Genomic DNA, 20,642 nt, shown 5'->3' with positions numbered 1-20,642 from the left:
ACGTCCGCGCTGCGGGTTTCCGCCCACCGGACCCGGCCGCCGCTTGAGGCTAAAATAGAGGTCTGGTTCGCACTTCTTTCAACATGTCCCGACGCATCATTCCTCTCGCCGACGTCAGCGGGATGCCGGACGTCTCCGGCGTCGCGCATGTCCCGGACGGCTCGCTGGCCGACACGTTCGCCAGGCCGCTGCGCGACCTGCGCATTTCGGTGACGGATCGCTGCAACTTCCGCTGCGTGTACTGCATGCCGCGCGCCGTCTTCGACAAGGACTACCCGTTCCTGCCGCACAGCGCGCTGCTCACGCTCGAGGAAATCGAGCGCGTGGCGCGACTCTTTGTCGCACACGGCGTCGAGAAGATCCGCATCACGGGCGGCGAGCCGCTGCTGCGCAAGAATCTCGAATTCCTGATCGAGCGCCTCGCGCGCCTGACCACGCATGACGGGCGCCCGCTCGACCTGACGCTCACGACCAACGGTTCGCTGCTCGCACGCAAGGCGCGCGCGCTGAAGGACGCCGGGCTCACACGCGTGACAGTCAGCCTCGACGCGCTCGACGATACGTTGTTCAAGCGTATGAACGATGCCGAGTTCGCGAGCGCCGACGTGCTCGACGGCATCTTCGCGGCCCAGGCCGTGGGCCTCGCGCCGGTCAAGGTCAACATGGTCGTGAAGCGCGGCACCAACGACAGCGAGATTCTGCCGATGGCCGAGCGTTTCCGCGGGACCGGCGTGATCCTGCGCTTCATCGAATACATGGACGTCGGCACGTCGAACGGCTGGAACATGACCGAGGTGCTGCCATCGGCGGACGTCATCGCACGGATCGCCGAACACTTCCCGCTCGTGCCGCTCGACCCGCACACGGCGGCAGAGACCGCGCAGCGCTGGGGCTATGCGGACGGCAGCGGCGAGATCGGCGTGATTTCGAGCGTCACGCAGGCCTTCTGTGGCGACTGCACGCGCGCACGGCTGTCGACCGAAGGCAAGCTGTACCTGTGCCTGTTCGCGTCGACGGGCCACGACCTGCGCGCGCTCGTGCGCGGTGGCGCGAGCGACGCCGAGATCGCGACCGCGATCGCCCGCATCTGGCAGGCCCGCGCCGACCGTTATTCGCAACTGCGCGGCAGCGCGTCTGCCGACGCCGTGCCCGACGGCGCCGGCAAGCGGGTCGAGATGTCGTATATCGGCGGCTGATGCTCGCTGCCCTTCCCGCCCTCTAACCATGCCTGCTTCCGCGTCTCCCTCGATTGCCGGCCTGCTGCTCGCAGGCGGGCGCGCCACACGCATGGATGGCGTCGACAAGGGCCTGCAGTTGCTCGACGGCACACCGCTCGCGCTGCACGTGCTGCGCCGGCTCTCGCCGCAGGTCGGCGAGACGCTGATCAGCGCGAATCGCCACGCCGATCGCTATGCCGAACTCGGTGCGCCGTTCGGCGCGCGCATCGTCGCGGACGAAACGCCCGACTTCCCCGGCCCGCTCGCGGGCCTGCTCGCCGGCATGCGGGTGGCACGCGCGCCGCTCGTCGCGTGCTCGCCGTGCGATACACCCTATCTGCCGGCCGACCTCGTCGCACGGTTGCAGGCAGCGCTCGACGCGCAGCAGGCCGACATCGCCATGGCGGTGACCATCGACGCACGACAGGCTCGCTCGCCGCAGCCGACGTGCGCGTTGCTGCGCACGTCGCTGGCCGACGATCTCGCCGCCCGGCTCGCCGCCGGCGACCGCAAGGTGCGTGCGTGGTACGCACGCCACAAGACGGTCGAAGTCGAGTTTCACGACGAGCGTGCGTTTTACAATGCCAACTCCTGGCAGGAACTCGCCGCGCTGGCCCGCCGCTGACGGCACCCGTACGGTTCCCGCCCGGCGCCCGCCGCACGCGAAACCCGCGCCCAGGCACCCTCCTCGCGCCACCGGCCACGAACCCGATACGCCTTGCGGCGCAGTCCGACTGATGATCACGCAATCCTCGCCCGCCCCCCGAACCGCACCCGATTCCGATGCTCCGCTGTCGCTCGCCGACGCGCAGGCACTCGCGTGCCGCTTCGCGGTGCCCGTCGAAGCGTGTGACACGGTGACGCTGCGCGATGCACTCGATCGCGTGCTCGCGGCCGACGTGAACGCACCGTTCGACATTCCCGCGTACGACAACTCGGCGATGGACGGCTATGCGTTCGACGGCAGCACCGGGATGCACGCATCGCAGCAAGCGGAGCTCACGCTGACGGTCGCCGGCACCGCACTCGCCGGCCATCCGTTCGACGGCGCCATCGCGGCCGGATCATGCGTGCGCATCATGACGGGCGCGCCGATGCCGGCCGGCTGCGATACGGTGATTCCGCAGGAACGCGTGCGCGTCGCCGGCGACACGATTCACTTCGCCGCGCACGACATCGCACGCGGCGCGAACTGCCGCAAGGCCGGCGAGGATCTCGCGCACGGCGCGTGCGCGCTTGCCGCGGGCCGCATCCTGCGGCCGTCCGATCTTGGCCTGCTCGCGTCGTTCGGCATCACCGAGGTTGCGGTGCGCCGGCGCGTGCGCGTCGCCGTGTTCTCCACCGGCGACGAACTGCGCGAGCCCGGCGAGCCGCTCGGCCCCGGCGCACTGTACGACAGCAATCGCGGGATGCTGATCGCGATGCTCGAAAGGCTGCATGTCGATGCGGTCGATCTCGGGATCGTCCGCGACGACCCGGCCGCACTCGAAGCCGCGTTGCGCGGCGCGGTCGCCGCGCAGGCCGACGCGGTGATCACGTCCGGCGGCGTATCGGTCGGCGAAGCCGACTTCACGCGCGACGTCATGGCCCGGCTCGGCGACGTGACGTTCGCGAGTCTCGCGCTGCGTCCCGGGCGTCCGCTCGCGTGCGGCGCGCTCACACGCGCGGCCGATGGCGCCGGTCATACGCTGTTTTTCGGGCTGCCCGGCAACCCGGTCGCGTCCGCCGTGACGTTCTACGCGATCGTGCGCCCCGCGCTTCTGACGCTGGCCGGGGCGCAGACTCCGCCGCCGGCGATGTACACGGCGCTCAGCACGCATGCGCTGAAGACGCGCCCGGGCCGCACCGACTACCTGCGCGGCATCGCGACGCGCGCCGCCGACGGCCGCTGGCACGTCGAACCGGCCGGCTCGCAGAGTTCCGCGTCGCTGAGCGGCCTCTCGGCCGCCAACTGTTTCATCGTCCTGGGCCACGATACCGCGGCAGTCGACGCGGGCACCCCGGTCGACATCCTGCCGCTCGACGGCCTGATCTGAATTCCACTATCGGTATATCTCTACGGGGGCAATCCGCACATGAAGAAACAAATTTCGTCGATCGCCGCGGGGCAGACCGCCAAGGCGCTGATCCTCGTCTACCTGACATTCAGCGTGCCGATCGTGCTGCTCGGCATCCTCGTCGCGTACGTCCGCTACGGGATGGTCGAACTGAGCACGATCCTGAGCGCGCTGCTGCTGAACGCCATCCTCGGCTTCGTGCTGCTGTGGATCGCATGCCACGCGTACAACTGGGTCGCATCGCGCTTCGGCGGCATCGAGATCGTGCTGTCCGATCCGCCGGAGGAAGCGTGAGCGGCACACCGCTGATCCGCGCGGCGCAGGCACGCGATGTCGGCGCGATCCTCGCGCTGATGCGCGAGCTGGCGGAGTTCGAGAAGCTCACGCACCTGTTCGTTGCGACCGAAGCCGATCTCGCCGACGCGCTGTTCGGCACGCAGCCTGCCGCCGAGGCGCGAGTCGCCGAACATGACGGCGCGATCGTCGCGTATGCACTGTTCTTCCACAATTATTCGACGTTCCTCGGCCGTCGCGGCCTCTATCTCGAGGATCTGTACGTACAGCCGTCGCAGCGCGGCACAGGCCTCGGCACCGCGATGCTGCGTCACCTCGCGGCACTGGCCGTCGAGCGACATTGCGGGCGCTTCGAATGGTCGGTCCTCGACTGGAACCGACCGGCGATCGATTTCTACGAAAAGATGGGCGCAACCGTGCTGCCCGACTGGCGCATCGTTCGCGTCACGGGCGACGCACTGGACACGCTCGCCGGGCATTGACCGCGGGCCGGCCGCACCGGCAAGCGATTCAAAAGAAAACGGGCGCCGCAGCGCCCGTTTTTGCTTTCCGGCCGATGTCGGCCATGTGCGTCATGCGTCGTCCGCATCGGCGCCGTCGCTACCTTCCGCGCCGAGCAGCCCTGCCGCCGCATCACCCGGCAGCGCCTCGACCTGCTTCAGCTTGCGGCTCATCACGCGCGTACGCTGCTCGGCGGACTCGATCGAGCGCGTGACCGTTTCGAGCTGCGCCTTCGTGCGCGCGAGCACGTCGCCGAACTTGCCGAACTCCGTCTTCACCGCGCCGAGCACCTGCCACACCTCGCTCGAGCGCTGCTCGATCGCGAGCGTGCGGAATCCCATCTGCAGGCTGTTCAGCAGTGCGGTGAGCGTCGTCGGCCCCGCCACCGTCACACGATAGTCCCGCTGCAGCAGGTCGGTCAGCCCCGGGCGACGCAGGATCTCCGCATAGAGCCCTTCGGTCGGCAGGAACAGCAGCGCGAAATCGGTCGTGTGCGGCGGCGAGACGTACTTCTCGGCGATCGTGCGCGCCTCCAGCCGCACACGTGCTTCGAGCGCGCGAGCCGCTTCCTCGACCGCCACCGCATCGGCACGCTCCTGTGCGTCGATCAGCCGCTCATAGTCTTCGCGCGGGAATTTCGCGTCGATTGGCAGCCACACGGGCGGCGCGTCGCGCGTGCCGGCATCGCGCCCCGGCAGCCGGATCGCGAACTCGACGCGCTCGCTGCTCTTCGGCACGGTCGCGACGTTCTTCGCGTACTGCTCGGGCGTCAGCATCTGCTCGAGCAGCGCCTCGAGCTGCACTTCGCCCCAGGTGCCGCGCGTCTTCACGTTGGTCAACACCTTCTTCAGGTCGCCGACGCCCGCCGCGAGCGTCTGCATCTCGCCGAGCCCGCGATGCACCTGCTCGAGCCGGTCCGACACGAGCTTGAACGACTCGCCGAGCCGCTGCTCGAGCGTCGCGTGCAGCTTCTCGTCGACGGTGCGGCGCATCTCCTCGAGCTTCGCCGCGTTGTTCGTCTCGATTTCCTTCAGCCGCTGTTCGAGCGTCGCGCGCACCTCGCCGATCCGGCGATCGTTCGCCTCGGTCAGTTGCGTGAGCTGCCGGTTCAACGTGTCGCCGAACAGCCTGAGTGCGCCCGTCTGCTCCTCGCGTGCCTGCTGCGCCTGCCGCTGCACGCTCTCGCGCATCGCGTCGAACTGCTGCGCATTGCCGGCGACGAGCTTGCCGAGCTGCTGCGCAAAACCTTCGATCTGGTTGTTCTGCACGGTCGCCACGCTCGTCAGTTGCGCGGCGAGCGTCTGCTGAAGCTGTGCGAAGCTGCCGGCCAGCTCGGTGCGCGAGCCGCGCGCGTTCTCGACGATCTCGCCGCGCAATTCGCGTTCGAGCCGCTCGACCGCGCGCGCCTGCGCATGCGCGGCGTCCTCGATCTGGTCGCCCAGTACCGCCGCATCGTCGTGGCGGCCACCACCACGCACGAGCGCGACGATCGCCACCGCAAGCGCGACGGCCAGCACGACGACCGCCGCAAGCAACAACGTCATCGTCATACGCGCGGCTTCCCGATCACGTCAGGGTTGATCGGACTCGGCGGCTGCCCGGCGCGCGGCCCTTCGCCCAGCGCGGCGATCAGGTTGTCGGCGGCAAGATTCGCCATCGCGCGGCGCGTTTTTTCGGTCGCGCTCGCGATATGCGGCGTCAGCACGACGTTCGGCACTTCGAGCAGCTCCGGATGGACCGTCGGCTCGCCTTCGTACACATCGAGGCCGGCCGCGGCGATCGTCCCGACGCGCAGCGCGGCGGCCAGCGCCGCGTCGTCGACGATCCCGCCGCGCGCGATGTTGGTCAGCGTCGCGGTGGGCTTCATCTTCGCGAGTTCGGCCGCGCCGATCGTGTGATGGTTCTCCTTCGTGTACGGCAGCACGAGCACGACGTGATCGGCACGGGCGAGCAGCGCATCCTTCGACACGTATTCGGCATTCAGCTCGGCCTCGATCTCGGGCGCGACCCGCGACCGGTTGTGATAGATCACCTGCATGCCGAAGCCGCGCGCGCGGCGCGCAAGCGCCTGGCCGATGCGCCCCATCCCGATGACGCCGAGCGTCGAGCCGTAGATGTCGCTGCCGAGAAAACCGTCGTACGCCCACTTCTGCCAATGGCCGGCCCGCAGCCAGTGCTCGGATTCGGCAATCCGGCGTGCGGCGGCCATCATCAGCGCCCAACCGAAATCGGCAGTCGACTCGTTCAGCACGTCGGGGGTGTTGGTGCCGAGCACGTTCGCCGCGTTGAATGCGGCCATGTCGAAATTGTTGTAGCCGACCGCCATGTTCGCCACGACGCGCAGGCGCGGCGCCGCCGCGAGTTCCGCGGCGCCGACCGGATCGCCGGCCGTCAGCGCACCGTCCTTGTCGGCCAGACGCGCGGCGAGCGCATCGGGAGCGAGTGCGTCGCCGTTGTTCCAGTCGACGTCGAAATACTGCTTGAGGCGCTCGATCACGTCCGGAAAGATCGGACGCGCGACCAGGATCTTCTGCATCGCCATCTCCGCATGCCGCGAACGGATCGCAGCGCGCCGTGCGCCGCCGGGACCGCCCGCTCCAGGTTGAAAATCGTCAGCTTACGCCGTGAAGAAGATCCACGACGTCAGCAGGAATACCGGTATCAGCACGACCAGCGCCCAGCCGAGATACGCAAAGAAGCTCGGCATCTTCACGCCGCGCGATTCGGCGATCGCCTTCACCATGAAGTTCGGCGCGTTGCCGATATAGCTGTTCGCGCCCATGAACACCGCGCCCGCGGAAATCGCGGCGAGCGTCGACGCGCCGGTCGTCATCAGCGACTGCGCATCGCCACCCGCGAGGTTGAAGAACACGAGATAGGTCGGCGCGTTGTCGAGGAACGACGACAGGATGCCGGTCGCCCAGAAGTACATCGCGTCGATCGGCTTGCCGTCCGGCCCCGTGACGAGATGGACGATCTGCGCGAATGCGCCGTCGGCACCCGCGCGCAGGATCACGATCACCGGCGCGATCGTCACGAAGATCCCCGCGAACAGCTTCGCGACTTCCTCGATCGGCGCCCAGTTGAACGCGTTGCCCTCGCGCGCGGAGCGCGGCGTCAGCGCGAGCGACGCGAGCGTTACGACCGCGAGCGCGACGTCGCGCACGAGATTCTGCAGCGCGACGTGGGTGCCCCACACGTCGAACGTGATGCCCGGCTTCCACATGCCACTCATCAGCACCAGGCCGATCACGGCTGCGAGCAGCACGAAATTGATCTTGCCGTCGATCGACAGCCTGTCGCTGTCGGGCGTCGGATCGAGCACGGCCGGCCGCGCCTCGCCGCCCTTGCGGTAGAAGTACGTATCGAGCGCGAAGAACAACGTCAGCAGCACAACGCAGATGAACAGCATCGGCAGTGCGAGGTGCGTGGTCGTCCAGAAGAAGCTCACGCCATTCAGGAAACCGAGGAACAGCGGCGGATCGCCGAGCGGCGACAGCGAGCCGCCCGCGTTCGCGACGAGGAAGATGAAGAAGATCACGACGTGCACGATATGCTTGCGGTTGTCGTTGGCGCGCAGCAGCGGCCGGATCAGCAGCATCGCGGCGCCCGTCGTACCCATCACGCTCGCGAGCAGCGTGCCGAGCGCGAGGATCGCCGTGTTCAGCTTCGGCGTGCCGTGCAGGTTGCCGTTCACGCAGATGCCGCCCGCGACCGTATACAGCGCGGTGAGCAGCACGATGAACGGGATGTATTCCTCGAGCAGCGCGTGCACGAGCGTGCCGAACGCGGTGCCCGCGCCGAACGCGAACGCGAACGGGATCAGGAGCGCGAGCGCCCACCCGGCCGCAATCTTGCCGAAGTGGTGATGCCAGAACACGGGGGCGACGAGCGGGAACAGTGCGATGGACAGCAGGATCCCGGCGAACGGGATACCCCAGAGGGCAGACAGCGTGGCACCGTCGAGCGTTGCGGCCGATGCAAGCGCGGGAACGGCGCCAAGCGCGATCCCCGACGCCATGCCCGCCCAGGCGGCATGTCGTTTCATGCGGAACTTCCTTGTTCGAGTGGTAGTGGATGCAGCGGCGCGTCACGCGCCCCGTACAACGATCACGTGAACGCGGTACGGGCCGTGCGCGCCCAGTACGATGGTCTGCTCGATATCGCCCGTGCGCGACGGGCCCGACACGAAATTGACCGCGCGCGGCAATTCGCCACGCTCCGAGCGGATCAGCGCAAATGCGTCTTCATGACCGGCGACGATCCGCGACGCGGGAACGATTGCGATATGCGTTTCCGGCAGCAGGCCGGCCGACGCATAGGTGTCGGGGCCGGACAGCAGCACCAGCGAGCCCGTTTCGGCGGTCGCGCAAAAACAGCCGGTGAGGCCGACCAGATCGCCGTCGCGCGGCTTGCGGCATTCGACCGACAGGCCTGCGCCCGCCCAGTCGAAATCGGCCAGCGTGCGCCACGCGACGGCCTGCGTCGGCAGGCCGTGAGCGGAAAGGTAGCGAGCCGCGGCGGCCGGTACCTCGGCAAGCGTCGCGACTTCGTCGACCGTCGTCGACAGGCGTGCCGCTTCGTCGACGAATGCAGCGACGAGATCGGCCGGCGCCGGCGGGCGCGGGCCTTCCGGATGACGGGCGAGGTAGTCGGCAACGCCGTCGCGCTCGGCCGAATCGGGTTCGGCCGCACGCCCCTGTGCCGCGCGAATGCGCGCGAGGATCTGACGACGGGCAGCGGAAGTGTCCATGAACGGTCCTCGTGACGTTGGCGGGCGATACTGTCGGATTATACCGGCCGACCTCGCCGCAACGCAGTTTTGGCCGTTCGGCCGACGCTCACTTCGACGCGTCCTCCTCGACCGGCTGCGCGATGCCGAACACCTGGCGCAGGTACGCGAGATACGCCTTGTCGTCGCACATGCTCTTGCCCGGCGAATCCGACAGTTTGGCGACCGGCTGGCCGTTGCAGCGGACCATCTTGATCACGATCTGCAGCGGCACGTAGCCGAGATCGTTGGTGAGGTTCGTGCCCACGCCGAACGCGAGCTTACAGCGGCCACGGAACCGTTCGTACAGCTGCATGACCTTCGGGATGTCGAGCGCATCCGAGAACACGAGCACCTTGGTACGCGGGTCGCAACGGTTCGACTCGTAATGGCGCAGCATCCGCTCGCCCCATTCGAACGGATCGCCCGAATCGTGGCGCGCGCCGTCGAACAGCTTGCAGAAGTACATGTCGAAGTCGTTGAGGAATGCATCCATCCCGTACACGTCCGACAGTGCGATCCCGAGGTCGCCGCGGTATTCCTTCGCCCACATCTCGAAGCCGTAGATCTGCGAATCGCGCAGCCGCGGGCCGAGCGCCTGGCAGGCCTGCAGATACTCGTGCGCCATCGTGCCGAGCGGCGTGATGTCGTGCTTCATCGCATAAAGCACGTTGCTCGTGCCCGCGAACTGCGGGCCGAGGCCGTCGCGCAGCGTGAGCGCGACTTCCTCGTGCCAGACCTTCGAGAAGCGCCGGCGCGTGCCGTAGTCGGCGATCTTGCAGTCGGCGAATTCCGGCTTCGCGCCAAGCAGCTTGATTTTCTCGCGCAGCCGCTCGCGGCCTTCCCGATAGTCGGGCTCGCGTTGCGTGTTGCGGAAATACACTTCGTTGACGATCGCGAGCACCGGGATCTCGAACAGGATCGTGTGCAGCCACGGCCCCGTGATCTCGATGTCGATTTCACCGTTGCCCTTCGGCGACGGCGTGATCGAGATGTACTTCTCGTTGAGATGGAACAGCGCGAGAAAATCGACGAAATCGCTCTTGATGAAGCGCATCCGCCGCAGGTAGTCGAGTTCGACGTCGGAAAAACGCAGCGCGCACAGGCCGCGCACCTCGTCGCGGATCTCGTCGATGTACGGCACGAGATCGACGCCGGGCGTGCGGCACCGGAAACGGTATTCGACGCTTGCAGCGGGGAAGTGATGCAGGACGACCTGCATCATCGTGAACTTGTAGAGATCAGTGTCGAGCAGCGAAGTGATGATCATGATTGCGGCACCGCCAATATCGTGACAGGGCCTCGGCGCACCCCGCGCCGCCCGGTCTGTCGGCCATGTTACCCGAATGCGGGCCGGACCATCGTGAAACCGCCTGCCGCCCGGCTCCGGTCGCCCCGCCCTGCCGGCGTACGGTACAGGCGCGCCCGTTGGGTCGCTCCTTCGGCGAGCCAACGGACGTCCCCATAAACTAATCACAAAACGATATAAGCCGGATAGCCGACCACGTCATGCGGGTTTTGTGCTTCAGTTACAATGCCGGTTTTGGCGCAAACGCCACCCCATATATACCGCCAAGCAGGAGCGTTTTAATGACTCACGTTGTGACCGAAGGCTGCATCAAGTGCAAATACACGGATTGCGTGGATGTGTGCCCGGTGGATTGCTTCCGTGAAGGTCCCAACTTTCTCGCCATCGATCCGGACGAGTGCATCGACTGCGCCGTGTGCGTCGCCGAGTGCCCGACCAATGCGATCTATGCCGAAGAAGACGTTCCGGGCGACCAGCAGCAGTTCACCGCGCTGAACGCCGAGCTGGCGAAGGACTGGCCGTCGATCACGAAGACCAAGCCGGCACCGGCCGACGCAGACGAGTGGAAGGACGTGCAGGACAAGCTGCACCTGCTCGAGCGCTGATCGCGCAGCGGACGCAAAAAAATTTTGTGCGCCGCGGCTCAAAAGTATTGACGACCTGATCAACGCTCCATATAATCTCGTTTCTCTGCTGTTGTTGTTTGTTCCCCGATAGCTCAGTCGGTAGAGCGCCGGACTGTTAATCCGTAGGTCCCTGGTTCGAGCCCAGGTCGGGGAGCCAAAAACGCATCGGCCCGTTGAAAGTGAACGGGCTTTTTGCTGGTAGACAAACAAGCATGCAGATGTACCGATTTATTCCCCGATAGCTCAGTCGGTAGAGCGCCGGACTGTTAATCCGTAGGTCCCTGGTTCGAGCCCAGGTCGGGGAGCCAAATAGCGAAAGGCCCGTCAATCGACGGGCCTTTTGTTTTTCCGGCCCGCCTTTCGACTTTCGTCACCCGGTCGCGCGCATGCTAGAGTCTCTGTCCCGCATTCGCATCCGGTTCCATCGATGAAGCACCGCCTCCTCCGTTCAGCCCCCTTCGCCCTCCTGCTTTCCGCGTTCGCCGCCGCACCGCTCGCGCACGCAGAGGAGGTCGGCAGCGTCAACACCCATTTCCGCGTCACGGGCTCCGATCGCGTGGTCGTCGAGGCGTATGACGATCCGGTCGTGAACGGCGTGACCTGCTACGTGTCGCGCGCCCGCACCGGCGGGATCAAGGGCACGCTCGGCGTCGCCGAGGATCCGAGCGAAGCGTCGATCGCATGCCGCCAGGTCGGACCGATCAGCTTCAAGGAACCGCTCAAGCAGCAGACCGACGTGTTCAGCGAGCGCATGTCGTTCATCTTCAAGACCCTGCACGTCGTGCGCGTGGTCGACGCCAAGCGCAACACGATCGTCTACCTGACCTATAGCGACCGCATCGTCAGTGGCAGCCCGAAGAACGCCGTCACCGCGGTACCGATGCCGGCCGGCACGACGATTCCGGTCAAGTAAAGCCCGCGCCTGCCGGGCGCGCGAGCGATACACTGTCGATTCGACCGCTTCCGCGCCCGATCATGTCCGCCACCCGCCTTCCCGACTCCGCACGCTACTGGCGCACGCCGCTGCTGCCGGATGCGGATCTCGTCACGGCCACCTATCGCGATCACACGTTCGCCCCCCACTGGCACGACGCGTACACGATCCCCGTGATTCTCGAAGGCGCGGAACGCTTTACCTATCGCGGCAGCGGCTATGTCGCCGAAACCGGCTCCGTACCCGTGATCAATCCCGGCGAAGTGCATACGGGTTCGCGCGCGGCCGACGAGGGCTGGTGCTATCGCGTCAGCTACATGCCGGTCGAATTCATCCGCGAACTCACCAGTGCGATCGCAGGCCGCCCGCAGGACGCGCCGTGGTTCGCACCCGACGTGATTCGCGACGCCGATCTGGCGACCAGGCTCACGCTGGCGCACCGGATGATGGAGGCCGGCAGCGAGCGCACACTGCCGTCGCAGGCGCACGGGCAGCCGGCTGATGATCCGGCGAGCGGCGCGCCGCGCATCTACGATCCGCTCGCCGCCGAAACGGCGATGCTCGACGCGTTGTCGATGCTGATCGTGCGCCATGCCGACGCACTGCCGCGACCGGCGCCGCTCGCGGCGGACGAGCCGCGCGTCGGCGCGATGCGCGAGCGGCTCGCCGCCGATCTCACGTGCACGGTGACGCTCGACGAAGTCGCGCAGGCCGCCGGCCTGTCACCGTTCCACGCGGCGCGCCTGTTCACCCGCACGACCGGCATGCCGCCGCATGCCTGGCGCAACCAGTTGCGCTTGCAGCGCGCACTGGCGCCGCTGCGCGCGGGCGTGCCCGTCGCCGACGTCGCGGCGGCCAGCGGCTTCGTCGACCAAAGCCACTTCACGCGGCATTTCAAGCGCATGTTCGGCGTGCCGCCCGGGCGCTGGCAGGCGAGCTGACGTGTAGCGTCCGGCCGGCCCCGCGATACCGTCGGCGCCGGCAGGCGGGCAAGCACCGCCCCGATCCTGCGAGCGCAAGAACATACAAGCCGGCACACCCCCTGCCCGCTATCCTCCCGTTCATGGAGAAGCCCCCTTTGAACCCGACACCCGTATCGCCTGCCCGCCGCCCATTGAACGAATGGCTCGACGGCGCGCGCGACACGATCCCGATGATGATTGGCGCCGCCCCGTTCGGCGTGATTTTCGGCACGCTCGTTGGCGGCGGCCCGCTCGCCGCCTGGCATGGCGCGCTGATGTCGCTCGCCGTATTCGCGGGCTCCGCGCAGTTCATCGCGCTGGGCCTGATCGCGGGCAGCGCGAGCTTCGCCGTCGTACTCGCGACCACGCTGATCGTGAACCTGCGTCACCTGCTGTACAGCGCGACGCTCGCGCCCTATGTCGCACACCTGCCGCTGCGCTGGCGTGCGACGCTCGGCGCACTGATGACCGACGAGGTGTTCGCGGTTGCCTATGCGCACTACCGGCATTTCCCGCCGGGCGCGATCGGCCCCCACTACTTCTTCGGCTCGGGGCTTGCGATGTACCTGAACTGGCAGGTCTGGACACTCGCGGGGATCGGCTTCGGCGCGGCATTTCCAGGCCTGCAGACGCTCGGTCTCGATTTCGCGATGGCGGCGACCTTCATCGCGATCGTCGTCCCGCAACTCGGCACCCTGCGCTATTTTGCGGCAGCCGTGACGGCCGGCACGCTCGCATACTTCTGGCAGGGCTGGCCGTACAAGCTCGGGCTGCTCGGTGCGGTCGCCGCCGGCGTCGCGATCGGCGTCGCACTCACGCTGCTGCACGAACGCACGCGCGCCGGCTCGCGCACGGAGGCTGCATCGTGAGCTACGCGCTGCTGATTCTCGGGATGGCCGCCATCACCTACGCGATCCGCTCGACGCTGTTTCTGTTTGGCGAACGGCTGACCTTCCCGCCGCTCGTGCGGACCGCGCTCGGCTTCGTGCCCGTCACCGTGCTGACCGCGATCATCGTGCCGATGACCGTCTCGCCGCACGGCGGCACGGCCGAACTGACCTGGCGCAATCCACAGCTCGTCGGCGCGCTCGCTGCCGTGCTCGTATCGGCAGCCACCCGCCGCCCGCTCGTGACGATCGCGGCAGGGCTCGCGGTGTTCTTTTTCTGGCAAGGGGTCGTGCTGCCCCACTGGCTACCCGCCTGAGTACACGCTCGGTCACGCGCGCTCAAGTTTCCGTACGGCACGCCGATATAAGAAATGAAGACCCGCCACCGGCCTCGGCGCGCACCGGTCAGTCGACGCGGCGCCCGTCCCGGTGCGCCGCGCCGGCCGCCGGCTTGCGCGGGCCGCCATCGAGACGATTCATGGGCCAGATCACCCTTTCCCTCAAAGACGACACGCTCGAGTCCCTGCGCAAGGACTATGACGCGTTCGTCCGCGTGTCGCTGAAACTCGACCCGCAGTTCGCGACGCCGTCGTTCGAGGATTTCCTGCGCGCCAAACTGCTCGACAACATGGTGCCGCTGACCGAGCACGCGGTACAGCGGATGCTGCAGGGCGGTCAGTACGCATGGGCAAAACGCACGCTCGACAAGGAATTTCCGGACGTCGTCGCGATCCTGATGCGGCAGGCCGGCGAATTCGGATTCGGCTTCGCGTCACGCTCCGAATGGACCCCCGACGAACTCGCGAAGGCTTGCCGCGACTGGGCGAAGGCGATCGTCGCCGAAGCGCAGGGCGACCCGTCGCTGATCGATCCGCTCGCATCGCAGATCAAGGGGGCGGCGCAAGACATCCAGGCGCTCGAGGAACTGATGCAGACGCCTGCATGGCGACTCGCGGAATCGCTGCGACAACGGATCTACGAGGCCAAGCTCGCGTGCGAGATGAGCGTCGGCAGCACTGCGCGCGACAAGCTCGGCGAGCTGCGCGGACTGCTGCGGCTCGGGCTCGCGCACGGCTCGTTCCAGAAACAGGAGGCGCAGCAGATCATGGAATACCTGCGGCTGCTGAAGCCGGAGATCTTCGTCGAGGAACCTTACGACGTCTTCGCCCGCCTCGCCGCGTGGCTGCGCAGCGTATTCACCCCGGCCGCCGCGCGGCCGGCGCAGGGTCAGGGACAAGGGCAAAGCCAACGGCGGCCGTAACGGCGCGCCCGATCGCATCGACACATGAAAGCGGCCCGACTTGCGCAACGCGAACCGGGCCGCCGGATGACCGCCGTCGCGACACACCGTCGTGGACGAACGTCGCGCGGCGCCCGGCACTGCTTACTGCATGGCGCCCTGGGCCGACGCACCGCCCTCCGCGCCGACCGATGCGCCGCCTTCGGTCGCTTCGCCGGCCTTCGCCTTGGCCGAGCCGACATGGCTCTTGGTCGACTTCGCAGCGTGCTTCGTGTGCTTCTTGGCCGAGTGGACGGCCGACGACGCCGTATCCTTCGCGCCATCGGCTGCCGCACCGACCGCATCGGTTGCACCGCCGACCGCATTGCCCGGCGCGTTCGCGCCCGCACTACCCTGCATGCCGGCACCGGCGCCCGCAGCCGGCGTCTGCGCCTGCACGCCGGCACCGGCTGCGCCCTGCACCGCCGCGCCCGTCTGGGCAAATGCGGCCGAAGTGGCGAACGCCGTCAGTGCGGCACCGATCAGCATCGTACGAATCTTGGACATGGCAATTCTCCTCAGGAAGTCGTGAGCCCGGACCGCAGCGATGCGGCCCGTTGCGTCCCCCGCCGCAATACGCAGCAGGTACGACAAAAGACCCGCGGCCCGCGCGGCCGGTTCTCGAATCTCTCAGACTGTTACCCACCGTTTCATTTGCTGACGAATGGCTCACACTCCCTAACAACTACGTGCGGCAGCCGGCCGCGCTCGCGCACCGGCCCGCGGTGCCGTATGATGCGGGGCGACTCCTCCCGCGCATTGCGCCCCCTCTTCGTCATGCCCAACCTGGATTTCACGCTGACCGGCGAATACGTCGAGCTGCATAACCTTCTCAAGATCACCGGCCTCGCGGACAGCGGCGGCACCGCGAAGCTGATCGTCGCGTCCGGCGCGGTGAAAGTCGACGGCGCGGTCGAACTGCGCAAGACCTGCAAGATCCGCGCGGGCCAGGTCGTCCTGCTCGGCGATACGCGCATTGCCGTGCGCGAAGCCTAGGGCCGACGGTTCCCCCTGCCTGCGACATGGCCATCGGCGCGCGCGTTCGACACGGTTCGAATAAAGCCGTAAGCTAGCCCTCTCTCAAAATAAATACATATAGCGCGGGCCCGCACCCGCGCGAGCGCCCATTCCATGTCGCATTCCGGTCTTACGCGGACGGCTGCCGCGCCGCCATCCCTGTCCAGTCACGCCGCCGATACCGCGCGCCTCGCAGCGCCGCTCGCGATCGCACAGTTGTCGCAGATGGCGATGAGCGTCACCGACACCGTGCTGCTCGGCTCGCTCGGCCCCGATTCGCTCGCGGCGGGCGGACTCGGCGCGAACTTCTTCTTCGTCATCGTGACCGTGCTGCAAGGCGTGCTGTCGTCGGTCAGCGTCAGCGTCGCGCACGCGCGCGGCGCGAAGGCCGACGAGCGCGTCCCGCACATCTACTGGACCGGCTTCGCGCTGTCCGTGCTGCTCGCGATTCCGGCCATCATCGCGCTGTCGCTGTCCGAACCGATCCTGCTGATGTTCCACGAGCCGCCATTGCTCGCCCATCACGTCGGCGAATACACGGGCATCCTGCGCTTCGCCGCGCTCGGCAGCCTGATCGGCGTCGGGCTGATGCGCGCATTCCTGCCGGCGATCGGCGCAGCGCGCCGGCTGCTGTGGGTGTCGATCGGCGGCGTCGGCGTCAACGGCGTACTGAACTACGGGCTGATCCACGGCGCGTTCGGGCTGCCGCGCCTCGGCTTCCTCGGTTCGGCGGTCGCGACGACGATCACGATCTGGCTCACCGCGCTCGCACTGATCTGGCTGCTGCACGGCCGGCAACGCTTCCGTCATTTCGTCACCGCCGCGCGCCCGAAGCTGCCGATGATGGGCGAACTGATCGGCATCGGCTGGCCCGTCGCGATCACGTACGGGGTCGAGTCGACGCTGTTCCTCGCGACCGGCCTGACGATCGGCGTCCTCGGCGCGACGTCATTGGCCGCCCACCAGATCGCGCTGAACGTCGCGTCGGTGGCGTTCATGGTGCCGCTCGCGATCGGCCAGGCCGCCAACGTGCGGGTCGGTTACTGGGTCGGCGCCGGGGCACCCGTCGCCGCGCGGCATGCGGGCTTCGTCGCACTCGGCCTCGGTGTCGCGTTCATGACGCTGTCGGGCATCGTGCTGGTCGTCGCGCCGCATGCGATCGTCGGCCTGTACCTGAACCTCGACGATCCCGCCAACGCGGCCACCGTGTCGCTCGCCGCGTCGCTGCTCGGCATCGCCGCGGTGTTCCAGATCGTCGACGGCGCTCAGACTGTCGGGTCGGGTGCGCTGCGCGGCCTGAAGGACACGCGCATCCCGATGCTCGCGGCGACCCTCGGCTACTGGGGCATCGGCTTTCCGACCGGCTACTGGTTCGCTTTCCACGTGGGCCTCGGCGCCCGCGGCCTCTGGTGGGGCCTCGCGGCCGGCCTCGCAAGCGTGGCCGTGCTGATGGCATGGCGCTTCCATCTGAAGAGCGCGTCGCTCGTGACGTCATCGCGCTGAGCGCGACAAGACACGAAATCCGAGCCGGCGCTATGCTAGTCGGCTGAAGCCCCCAAGACGCCGCGCGAGCGGCGCGACCGCCTCACGATACGTCTGGTTACGTCTGATGCCGCGCGACGACGCGTGGCCTTTCCCCTTTCCTGGAGGAGTGGATCATGAACGAAGCAGTTCGGATGGAACGCGATACGTTTGGCGAGATCGCCGTGCCGGCCGACCGGCTCTGGGGCGCGCAGACCGAACGCTCGCTGCAGAATTTCCGGATCTCGACCGAGAAGCAGTCGCCCGAGCTGATCCACGCGCTCGCGATCGTCAAGCGCGCCGCAGCGGCCGTGAACCAGTCGCTCGGCGTGCTGGCCGACGACAAGGCGCGCGCGATCATCGACGCGGCCGACGAAATCATCGCCGGCAAGCATCCGCGTGAATTCCCGCTCGCCGTGTGGCAGACGGGCTCGGGCACGCAGACCAACATGAACCTCAACGAGGTGATCGCGAACCGCGCGAGCGAGCTGATGGGCGGCGAGCGCGGCGAAGCGCGCAAGGTTCATCCGAACGACGACGTGAACCGCGGCCAGTCGTCGAACGACGTGTTCCCGACCGCCATGCACGTCGCGGCCGCGTACGCGATCGTCAACCACCTGCTGCCGGCGCTGCGCACGCTGCGCACGACGCTCGACGCGAAGTCGAAGGCGTTCGCCGACATCGTGAAGATCGGCCGCACGCACCTGCAGGACGCGACGCCGCTCACGCTCGGCCAGGAGTTTTCCGGCTACGTTGCGCAGCTCGACCAGGGCATCCGTCACGTCGAATCGGCGCTGCCGCACCTGTATGAACTCGCGCTCGGCGGCACCGCGGTCGGCACGGGACTGAACGCGCATCCGGAGTTCGCCGTGCGCGTCGCCGATGAAATCGGCCGGCTCGCGAAACTGCCGTTCGTGACGGCGCCGAGCAAGTTCGAGGTGATGGCCGCCGCCGACGCGCTGGTGTTCGCGCACGGCGCGCTGAAGACGGTTGCGGCCGGCCTGATGAAGATCGCGAACGACGTGCGCTGGCTCGCGAGCGGGCCGCGCTGCGGGCTCGGCGAGCTGTCGATTCCTGAAAACGAGCCGGGCAGCTCGATCATGCCGGGCAAGGTGAACCCGACGCAGTCCGAAGCCGTGACGATGCTGTGCTGCCAGGTGTTCGGCAACGACGTCGCGGTCAACGTCGGCGGCGCGAGCGGCAATTTCGAGCTGAACGTGTTCCGGCCGATGATCGCGCACAACGTGCTGCAGTCGGTGCGGCTGCTCGCCGACGGCGCGCAGAGCTTCAACGACCACTGCGCGGTGGGCATCGAGCCGAACCGTTCGCGGATCGACCTGCTGCTGAACGAATCGCTGATGCTCGTGACGGCGCTCAATCCGCACATCGGCTACGACAAGTCGGCGCAGATCGCGAAGAAGGCGCACAAGGAAGGCACGACGCTGAAGGCGGCCGCGCTCGCGCTCGGCTACCTGACCGAGGCGGAATTCGATGCGTGGGTACGTCCCGAGCAGATGATCGGGTCGCAGTAACGGCAGGACGACGGGCGCGGCGCGATGCGCGGCGCCCGCGGCGGTCAGACCGCGCCCTTCGCGACCTCTTCCGGTTTCATCTCGACGATCTTGTCGAGCGCGGCCCGCACGTCGGCCGCATATTTCGCGAGCACCTTCTGTTCATCGGTCTCGGGCACGAACGGCGGCACCGGCACCGGGTTGCCGTTCTCGTCGACGGCGACGAACACGACGAGGCAATCGGTTGTCTGGCGCAGCATGCCGCCTTTCGGATCGCCGGCATGCACGGACACATGAATGTGCATGCTGGTGCGGCCCGTCGCAACGACGCGCGCCTTCAGCTCGACCAGATTGCCGACCATGATCGGACGCTGGAAACGGATGTTGCCGACGCTGACCGTCACGCAATAGCGGCTCGACCAGACGGCCGCGCATGCATAGGCGACCTCGTCGATCCACTTCATCAGCGCGCCGCCATGCACCTTGCCGCCGAAGTTCACCGACGACGGCTCGGCGAGGAAGCGAAATACGGTTTCGGTGCGATCGAGGGCGGCCGGTACGGGGGACGGTTGGGACATCTTGTTGGCTCCAGGCGGCAGGGGCGCTGTAATCGGGCCATTATACGTTGCACTGCGGCAACGCGCCGCGGGGCGCCCCGTATGGCGCGGCTGCCGGAGCGGTGCCCGGCGCGCGCACGGCCGGCTCCGGTCAGCGGCGCACCGTGATGCCCTGGTCGATCGTTCCGTACATCTCGATGCTGCCGCCGCGTTCGCCGGCCGCACCCGCACCGCCCTGCGCACAGGCCGCGCAAACGAGTGCGGCCGCCAGCAAACAGAAAATCGTCTTCATCGTTGCATCGTGTCACGTGCGGCCGCCCGCTGCGGCCGCTTTCGGCCATTCTACGCGCGCGCCGCAAGCGGCCGCAGCGCGGTTCCGCCGCATCGACGGGCCCGCGCCGCTGCATCCGACATTTCAGCCAAAAGCGAAACATCGAATGCGCGCGCCCACTACACTGAAGATCATCCCGCCTGACGAGACACGACGATGACCGACCAAGACGACCACCACTTTCCGGGCCTGAGCCGCATTGGCTCACTGATCGCCGACCCCGGACGCGCCGCGATGCTGTGGGTGCTGATGGACGGCAGCGCGAGACCGGCAGGCGAACTGACGATGATCGCGGGGCTGTCGCCGTCCGCTGCAAGCGCCCACCTCGCGCGCTTGACCGAAGGCGGCCTGCTCGCGCTCGACGTGCGCGGCCGGCATCGCTACTACCGGATCGCGTCGGCCGACATCGCGGCGTCGCTCGAGGCGCTCGCGAACGTCGCCCGCGCGGCTGCGCCGCATCGCCCGGTTCCGGCGCCGTCCCGCACGGTCCCGGCCGAACTGCGCTATGCGCGCACCTGCTACGACCACATGGCCGGCGAACTCGCGGTGCGCATCTTCGACGGGCTCACCGCGCGCGGCTGGCTGCTGGCCGACGGTGATGCGATCGAGACCACCGAACTCGGCACCCAGGCGCTCGCGCAATGGGGCATCGACGTCGCGCAGCAGCGCACGCGCCGGCGCCGCTTCGCGTGCGGCTGTCTCGACTGGAGCGAGCGGCGCTCGCATCTCGGCGGCGCACTCGGCGCAGCGCTGCTCGAGAGCTTCTGCGCGCACGGCTGGATCGAACGCGCGGCACGGCCTCGCGTCCTGCGCGTCACCGTGCCCGGACAGCAGGTTTTCGACGGGTGGCTTACGTCCGCTTGACGCC

General features: G+C 67.7%; 23 protein-coding genes and 2 tRNA genes. 17 read left to right on the top strand and 8 right to left on the bottom strand.

Annotation, left to right across the window (positions count from 1 at the left end):
* The first annotated feature begins 83 nt into the window (after positions 1–83).
* The 5 genes from moaA to HWX39_RS09265 all read left to right on the top strand — a co-directional run bounded on the left by moaA (position 84) and on the right by HWX39_RS09265 (position 4,050).
* Positions 84–1,196: a GTP 3',8-cyclase MoaA gene (moaA, locus tag HWX39_RS09285; protein WP_175967199.1), complete on the top strand. Its 1,113-nt coding sequence runs from the start codon at positions 84–86 to the stop codon at positions 1,194–1,196.
* A gap of 28 nt (positions 1,197–1,224) precedes the next feature.
* Positions 1,225–1,842: a molybdenum cofactor guanylyltransferase MobA gene (gene mobA / locus HWX39_RS09280; RefSeq protein WP_175967197.1), complete on the top strand. Its 618-nt coding sequence runs from the start codon at positions 1,225–1,227 to the stop codon at positions 1,840–1,842.
* 112 nt (positions 1,843–1,954) lie between these two features.
* Complete coding sequence (gene glp, locus HWX39_RS09275) at positions 1,955–3,253, top strand: gephyrin-like molybdotransferase Glp (RefSeq protein WP_175967195.1); 1,299 nt, start codon at positions 1,955–1,957, stop codon at positions 3,251–3,253.
* A 39-nt stretch (positions 3,254–3,292) separates the two neighbouring features.
* Positions 3,293–3,568 (top strand): hypothetical protein, encoded by a 276-nt coding sequence (locus tag HWX39_RS09270; RefSeq protein ID WP_006401288.1) that lies wholly within the window; start codon positions 3,293–3,295, stop codon positions 3,566–3,568.
* The gene (locus HWX39_RS09265; RefSeq protein WP_175967193.1) at positions 3,565–4,050 is read left to right on the top strand and encodes a GNAT family N-acetyltransferase; all 486 of its coding nucleotides are present in this window, start codon (positions 3,565–3,567) and stop codon (positions 4,048–4,050) included. Before HWX39_RS09270 ends, HWX39_RS09265 begins: the two co-directional genes overlap by 4 nt.
* 90 nt (positions 4,051–4,140) lie before the next feature.
* On the opposite strand, the gene rmuC is transcribed toward HWX39_RS09265, so the two are convergent.
* The 5 genes from rmuC to pncB form a co-directional block, all read right to left on the bottom strand.
* On the bottom strand, positions 4,141–5,619 hold the full coding sequence (gene rmuC, locus HWX39_RS09260) for a DNA recombination protein RmuC (protein ID WP_175967191.1): 1,479 nt from the start codon (positions 5,617–5,619) through the stop codon (positions 4,141–4,143).
* The gene (locus HWX39_RS09255) at positions 5,616–6,605 is read right to left on the bottom strand and encodes a D-glycerate dehydrogenase (protein WP_175967189.1); all 990 of its coding nucleotides are present in this window, start codon (positions 6,603–6,605) and stop codon (positions 5,616–5,618) included. Before HWX39_RS09255 ends, rmuC begins: the two co-directional genes overlap by 4 nt.
* Before the next feature lie 81 nt (positions 6,606–6,686).
* Complete coding sequence (locus tag HWX39_RS09250) at positions 6,687–8,117, bottom strand: sodium:proton antiporter (protein WP_175967187.1); 1,431 nt, start codon at positions 8,115–8,117, stop codon at positions 6,687–6,689.
* 42 nt (positions 8,118–8,159) lie between these two features.
* Positions 8,160–8,822 carry a lactate utilization protein C gene (locus tag HWX39_RS09245; RefSeq protein ID WP_175951704.1) on the bottom strand — a complete coding sequence of 221 codons (663 nt, stop codon included), beginning with the start codon at positions 8,820–8,822 and terminating at the stop codon, positions 8,160–8,162.
* An 88-nt stretch (positions 8,823–8,910) separates the two neighbouring features.
* The gene (gene pncB, locus HWX39_RS09240) at positions 8,911–10,110 is read right to left on the bottom strand and encodes a nicotinate phosphoribosyltransferase (protein WP_175951703.1); all 1,200 of its coding nucleotides are present in this window, start codon (positions 10,108–10,110) and stop codon (positions 8,911–8,913) included.
* 320 nt (positions 10,111–10,430) lie between these two features.
* Here pncB and fdxA point away from each other — a divergent pair, with 320 nt between their 5' ends.
* The 8 genes from fdxA to HWX39_RS09200 all read left to right on the top strand — a co-directional run bounded on the left by fdxA (position 10,431) and on the right by HWX39_RS09200 (position 14,819).
* Positions 10,431–10,754, top strand: coding sequence for a ferredoxin FdxA (gene fdxA / locus HWX39_RS09235; protein ID WP_011351384.1), 324 nt, complete (start codon positions 10,431–10,433; stop codon positions 10,752–10,754).
* Positions 10,755–10,856: 102 nt separating this feature from the next.
* A tRNA-Asn gene (locus HWX39_RS09230) sits at positions 10,857–10,932 on the top strand.
* Between the two features lie 75 nt (positions 10,933–11,007).
* Positions 11,008–11,083: transfer RNA gene (locus HWX39_RS09225), tRNA-Asn, on the top strand.
* 119 nt (positions 11,084–11,202) lie between these two features.
* Entirely contained in the window at positions 11,203–11,688 is a 486-nt protein-coding gene (locus HWX39_RS09220) for a CreA family protein (protein WP_011351383.1), read from the top strand.
* A gap of 62 nt (positions 11,689–11,750) precedes the next feature.
* A complete protein-coding gene (locus tag HWX39_RS09215; RefSeq protein WP_175967185.1) occupies positions 11,751–12,650 on the top strand; it encodes an AraC family transcriptional regulator in 900 nt (299 codons plus the stop codon).
* A 122-nt stretch (positions 12,651–12,772) separates the two neighbouring features.
* Positions 12,773–13,540: an AzlC family ABC transporter permease gene (locus HWX39_RS09210; RefSeq protein ID WP_175967183.1), complete on the top strand. Its 768-nt coding sequence runs from the start codon at positions 12,773–12,775 to the stop codon at positions 13,538–13,540.
* Entirely contained in the window at positions 13,537–13,875 is a 339-nt protein-coding gene (locus HWX39_RS09205) for an AzlD domain-containing protein (RefSeq protein WP_175967181.1), read from the top strand. The genes HWX39_RS09210 and HWX39_RS09205 overlap by 4 nt, the downstream gene beginning before the upstream one ends.
* 161 nt (positions 13,876–14,036) lie before the next feature.
* Entirely contained in the window at positions 14,037–14,819 is a 783-nt protein-coding gene (locus tag HWX39_RS09200) for a DUF4088 family protein (RefSeq protein ID WP_175967179.1), read from the top strand.
* Between the two features lie 123 nt (positions 14,820–14,942).
* Here HWX39_RS09200 and HWX39_RS09195 read toward each other — a convergent pair whose 3' ends face one another.
* On the bottom strand, positions 14,943–15,344 hold the full coding sequence (locus tag HWX39_RS09195; protein ID WP_175967176.1) for a hypothetical protein: 402 nt from the start codon (positions 15,342–15,344) through the stop codon (positions 14,943–14,945).
* Positions 15,345–15,614: 270 nt separating this feature from the next.
* Here HWX39_RS09195 and HWX39_RS09190 point away from each other — a divergent pair, with 270 nt between their 5' ends.
* From HWX39_RS09190 to fumC, 3 genes are all read left to right on the top strand, one after another.
* Complete coding sequence (locus HWX39_RS09190) at positions 15,615–15,833, top strand: RNA-binding S4 domain-containing protein (RefSeq protein ID WP_006486208.1); 219 nt, start codon at positions 15,615–15,617, stop codon at positions 15,831–15,833.
* A gap of 135 nt (positions 15,834–15,968) precedes the next feature.
* Complete coding sequence (gene norM / locus HWX39_RS09185; RefSeq protein WP_175967174.1) at positions 15,969–17,357, top strand: multidrug efflux MATE transporter NorM; 1,389 nt, start codon at positions 15,969–15,971, stop codon at positions 17,355–17,357.
* A 155-nt stretch (positions 17,358–17,512) separates the two neighbouring features.
* A complete protein-coding gene (gene fumC, locus HWX39_RS09180; RefSeq protein WP_047850516.1) occupies positions 17,513–18,907 on the top strand; it encodes a class II fumarate hydratase in 1,395 nt (464 codons plus the stop codon).
* 44 nt (positions 18,908–18,951) lie between these two features.
* Here fumC and HWX39_RS09175 read toward each other — a convergent pair whose 3' ends face one another.
* Both HWX39_RS09175 and HWX39_RS09170 read right to left on the bottom strand, forming a co-directional pair.
* Positions 18,952–19,464, bottom strand: coding sequence for an acyl-CoA thioesterase (locus HWX39_RS09175; protein WP_039370920.1), 513 nt, complete (start codon positions 19,462–19,464; stop codon positions 18,952–18,954).
* 130 nt (positions 19,465–19,594) lie between these two features.
* Complete coding sequence (locus HWX39_RS09170; protein ID WP_163008963.1) at positions 19,595–19,735, bottom strand: hypothetical protein; 141 nt, start codon at positions 19,733–19,735, stop codon at positions 19,595–19,597.
* Positions 19,736–19,930: 195 nt separating this feature from the next.
* Between HWX39_RS09170 and HWX39_RS09165 the strand changes: the two genes are divergently transcribed.
* The gene (locus tag HWX39_RS09165) at positions 19,931–20,638 is read left to right on the top strand and encodes a helix-turn-helix transcriptional regulator (protein WP_046545220.1); all 708 of its coding nucleotides are present in this window, start codon (positions 19,931–19,933) and stop codon (positions 20,636–20,638) included.
* The last annotated feature ends 4 nt before the right edge of the window (positions 20,639–20,642 follow it).

The sequence above is a fragment of the Burkholderia sp. BCC0322 genome (assembly GCF_902833045.1).
In the GTDB taxonomy this organism is placed as follows: Bacteria; Pseudomonadota; Gammaproteobacteria; order Burkholderiales; family Burkholderiaceae; genus Burkholderia.
The sequence above is the reverse complement of the archived record's forward strand: the minus strand, read 5'-3'. Positions and strand labels throughout refer to the sequence as shown.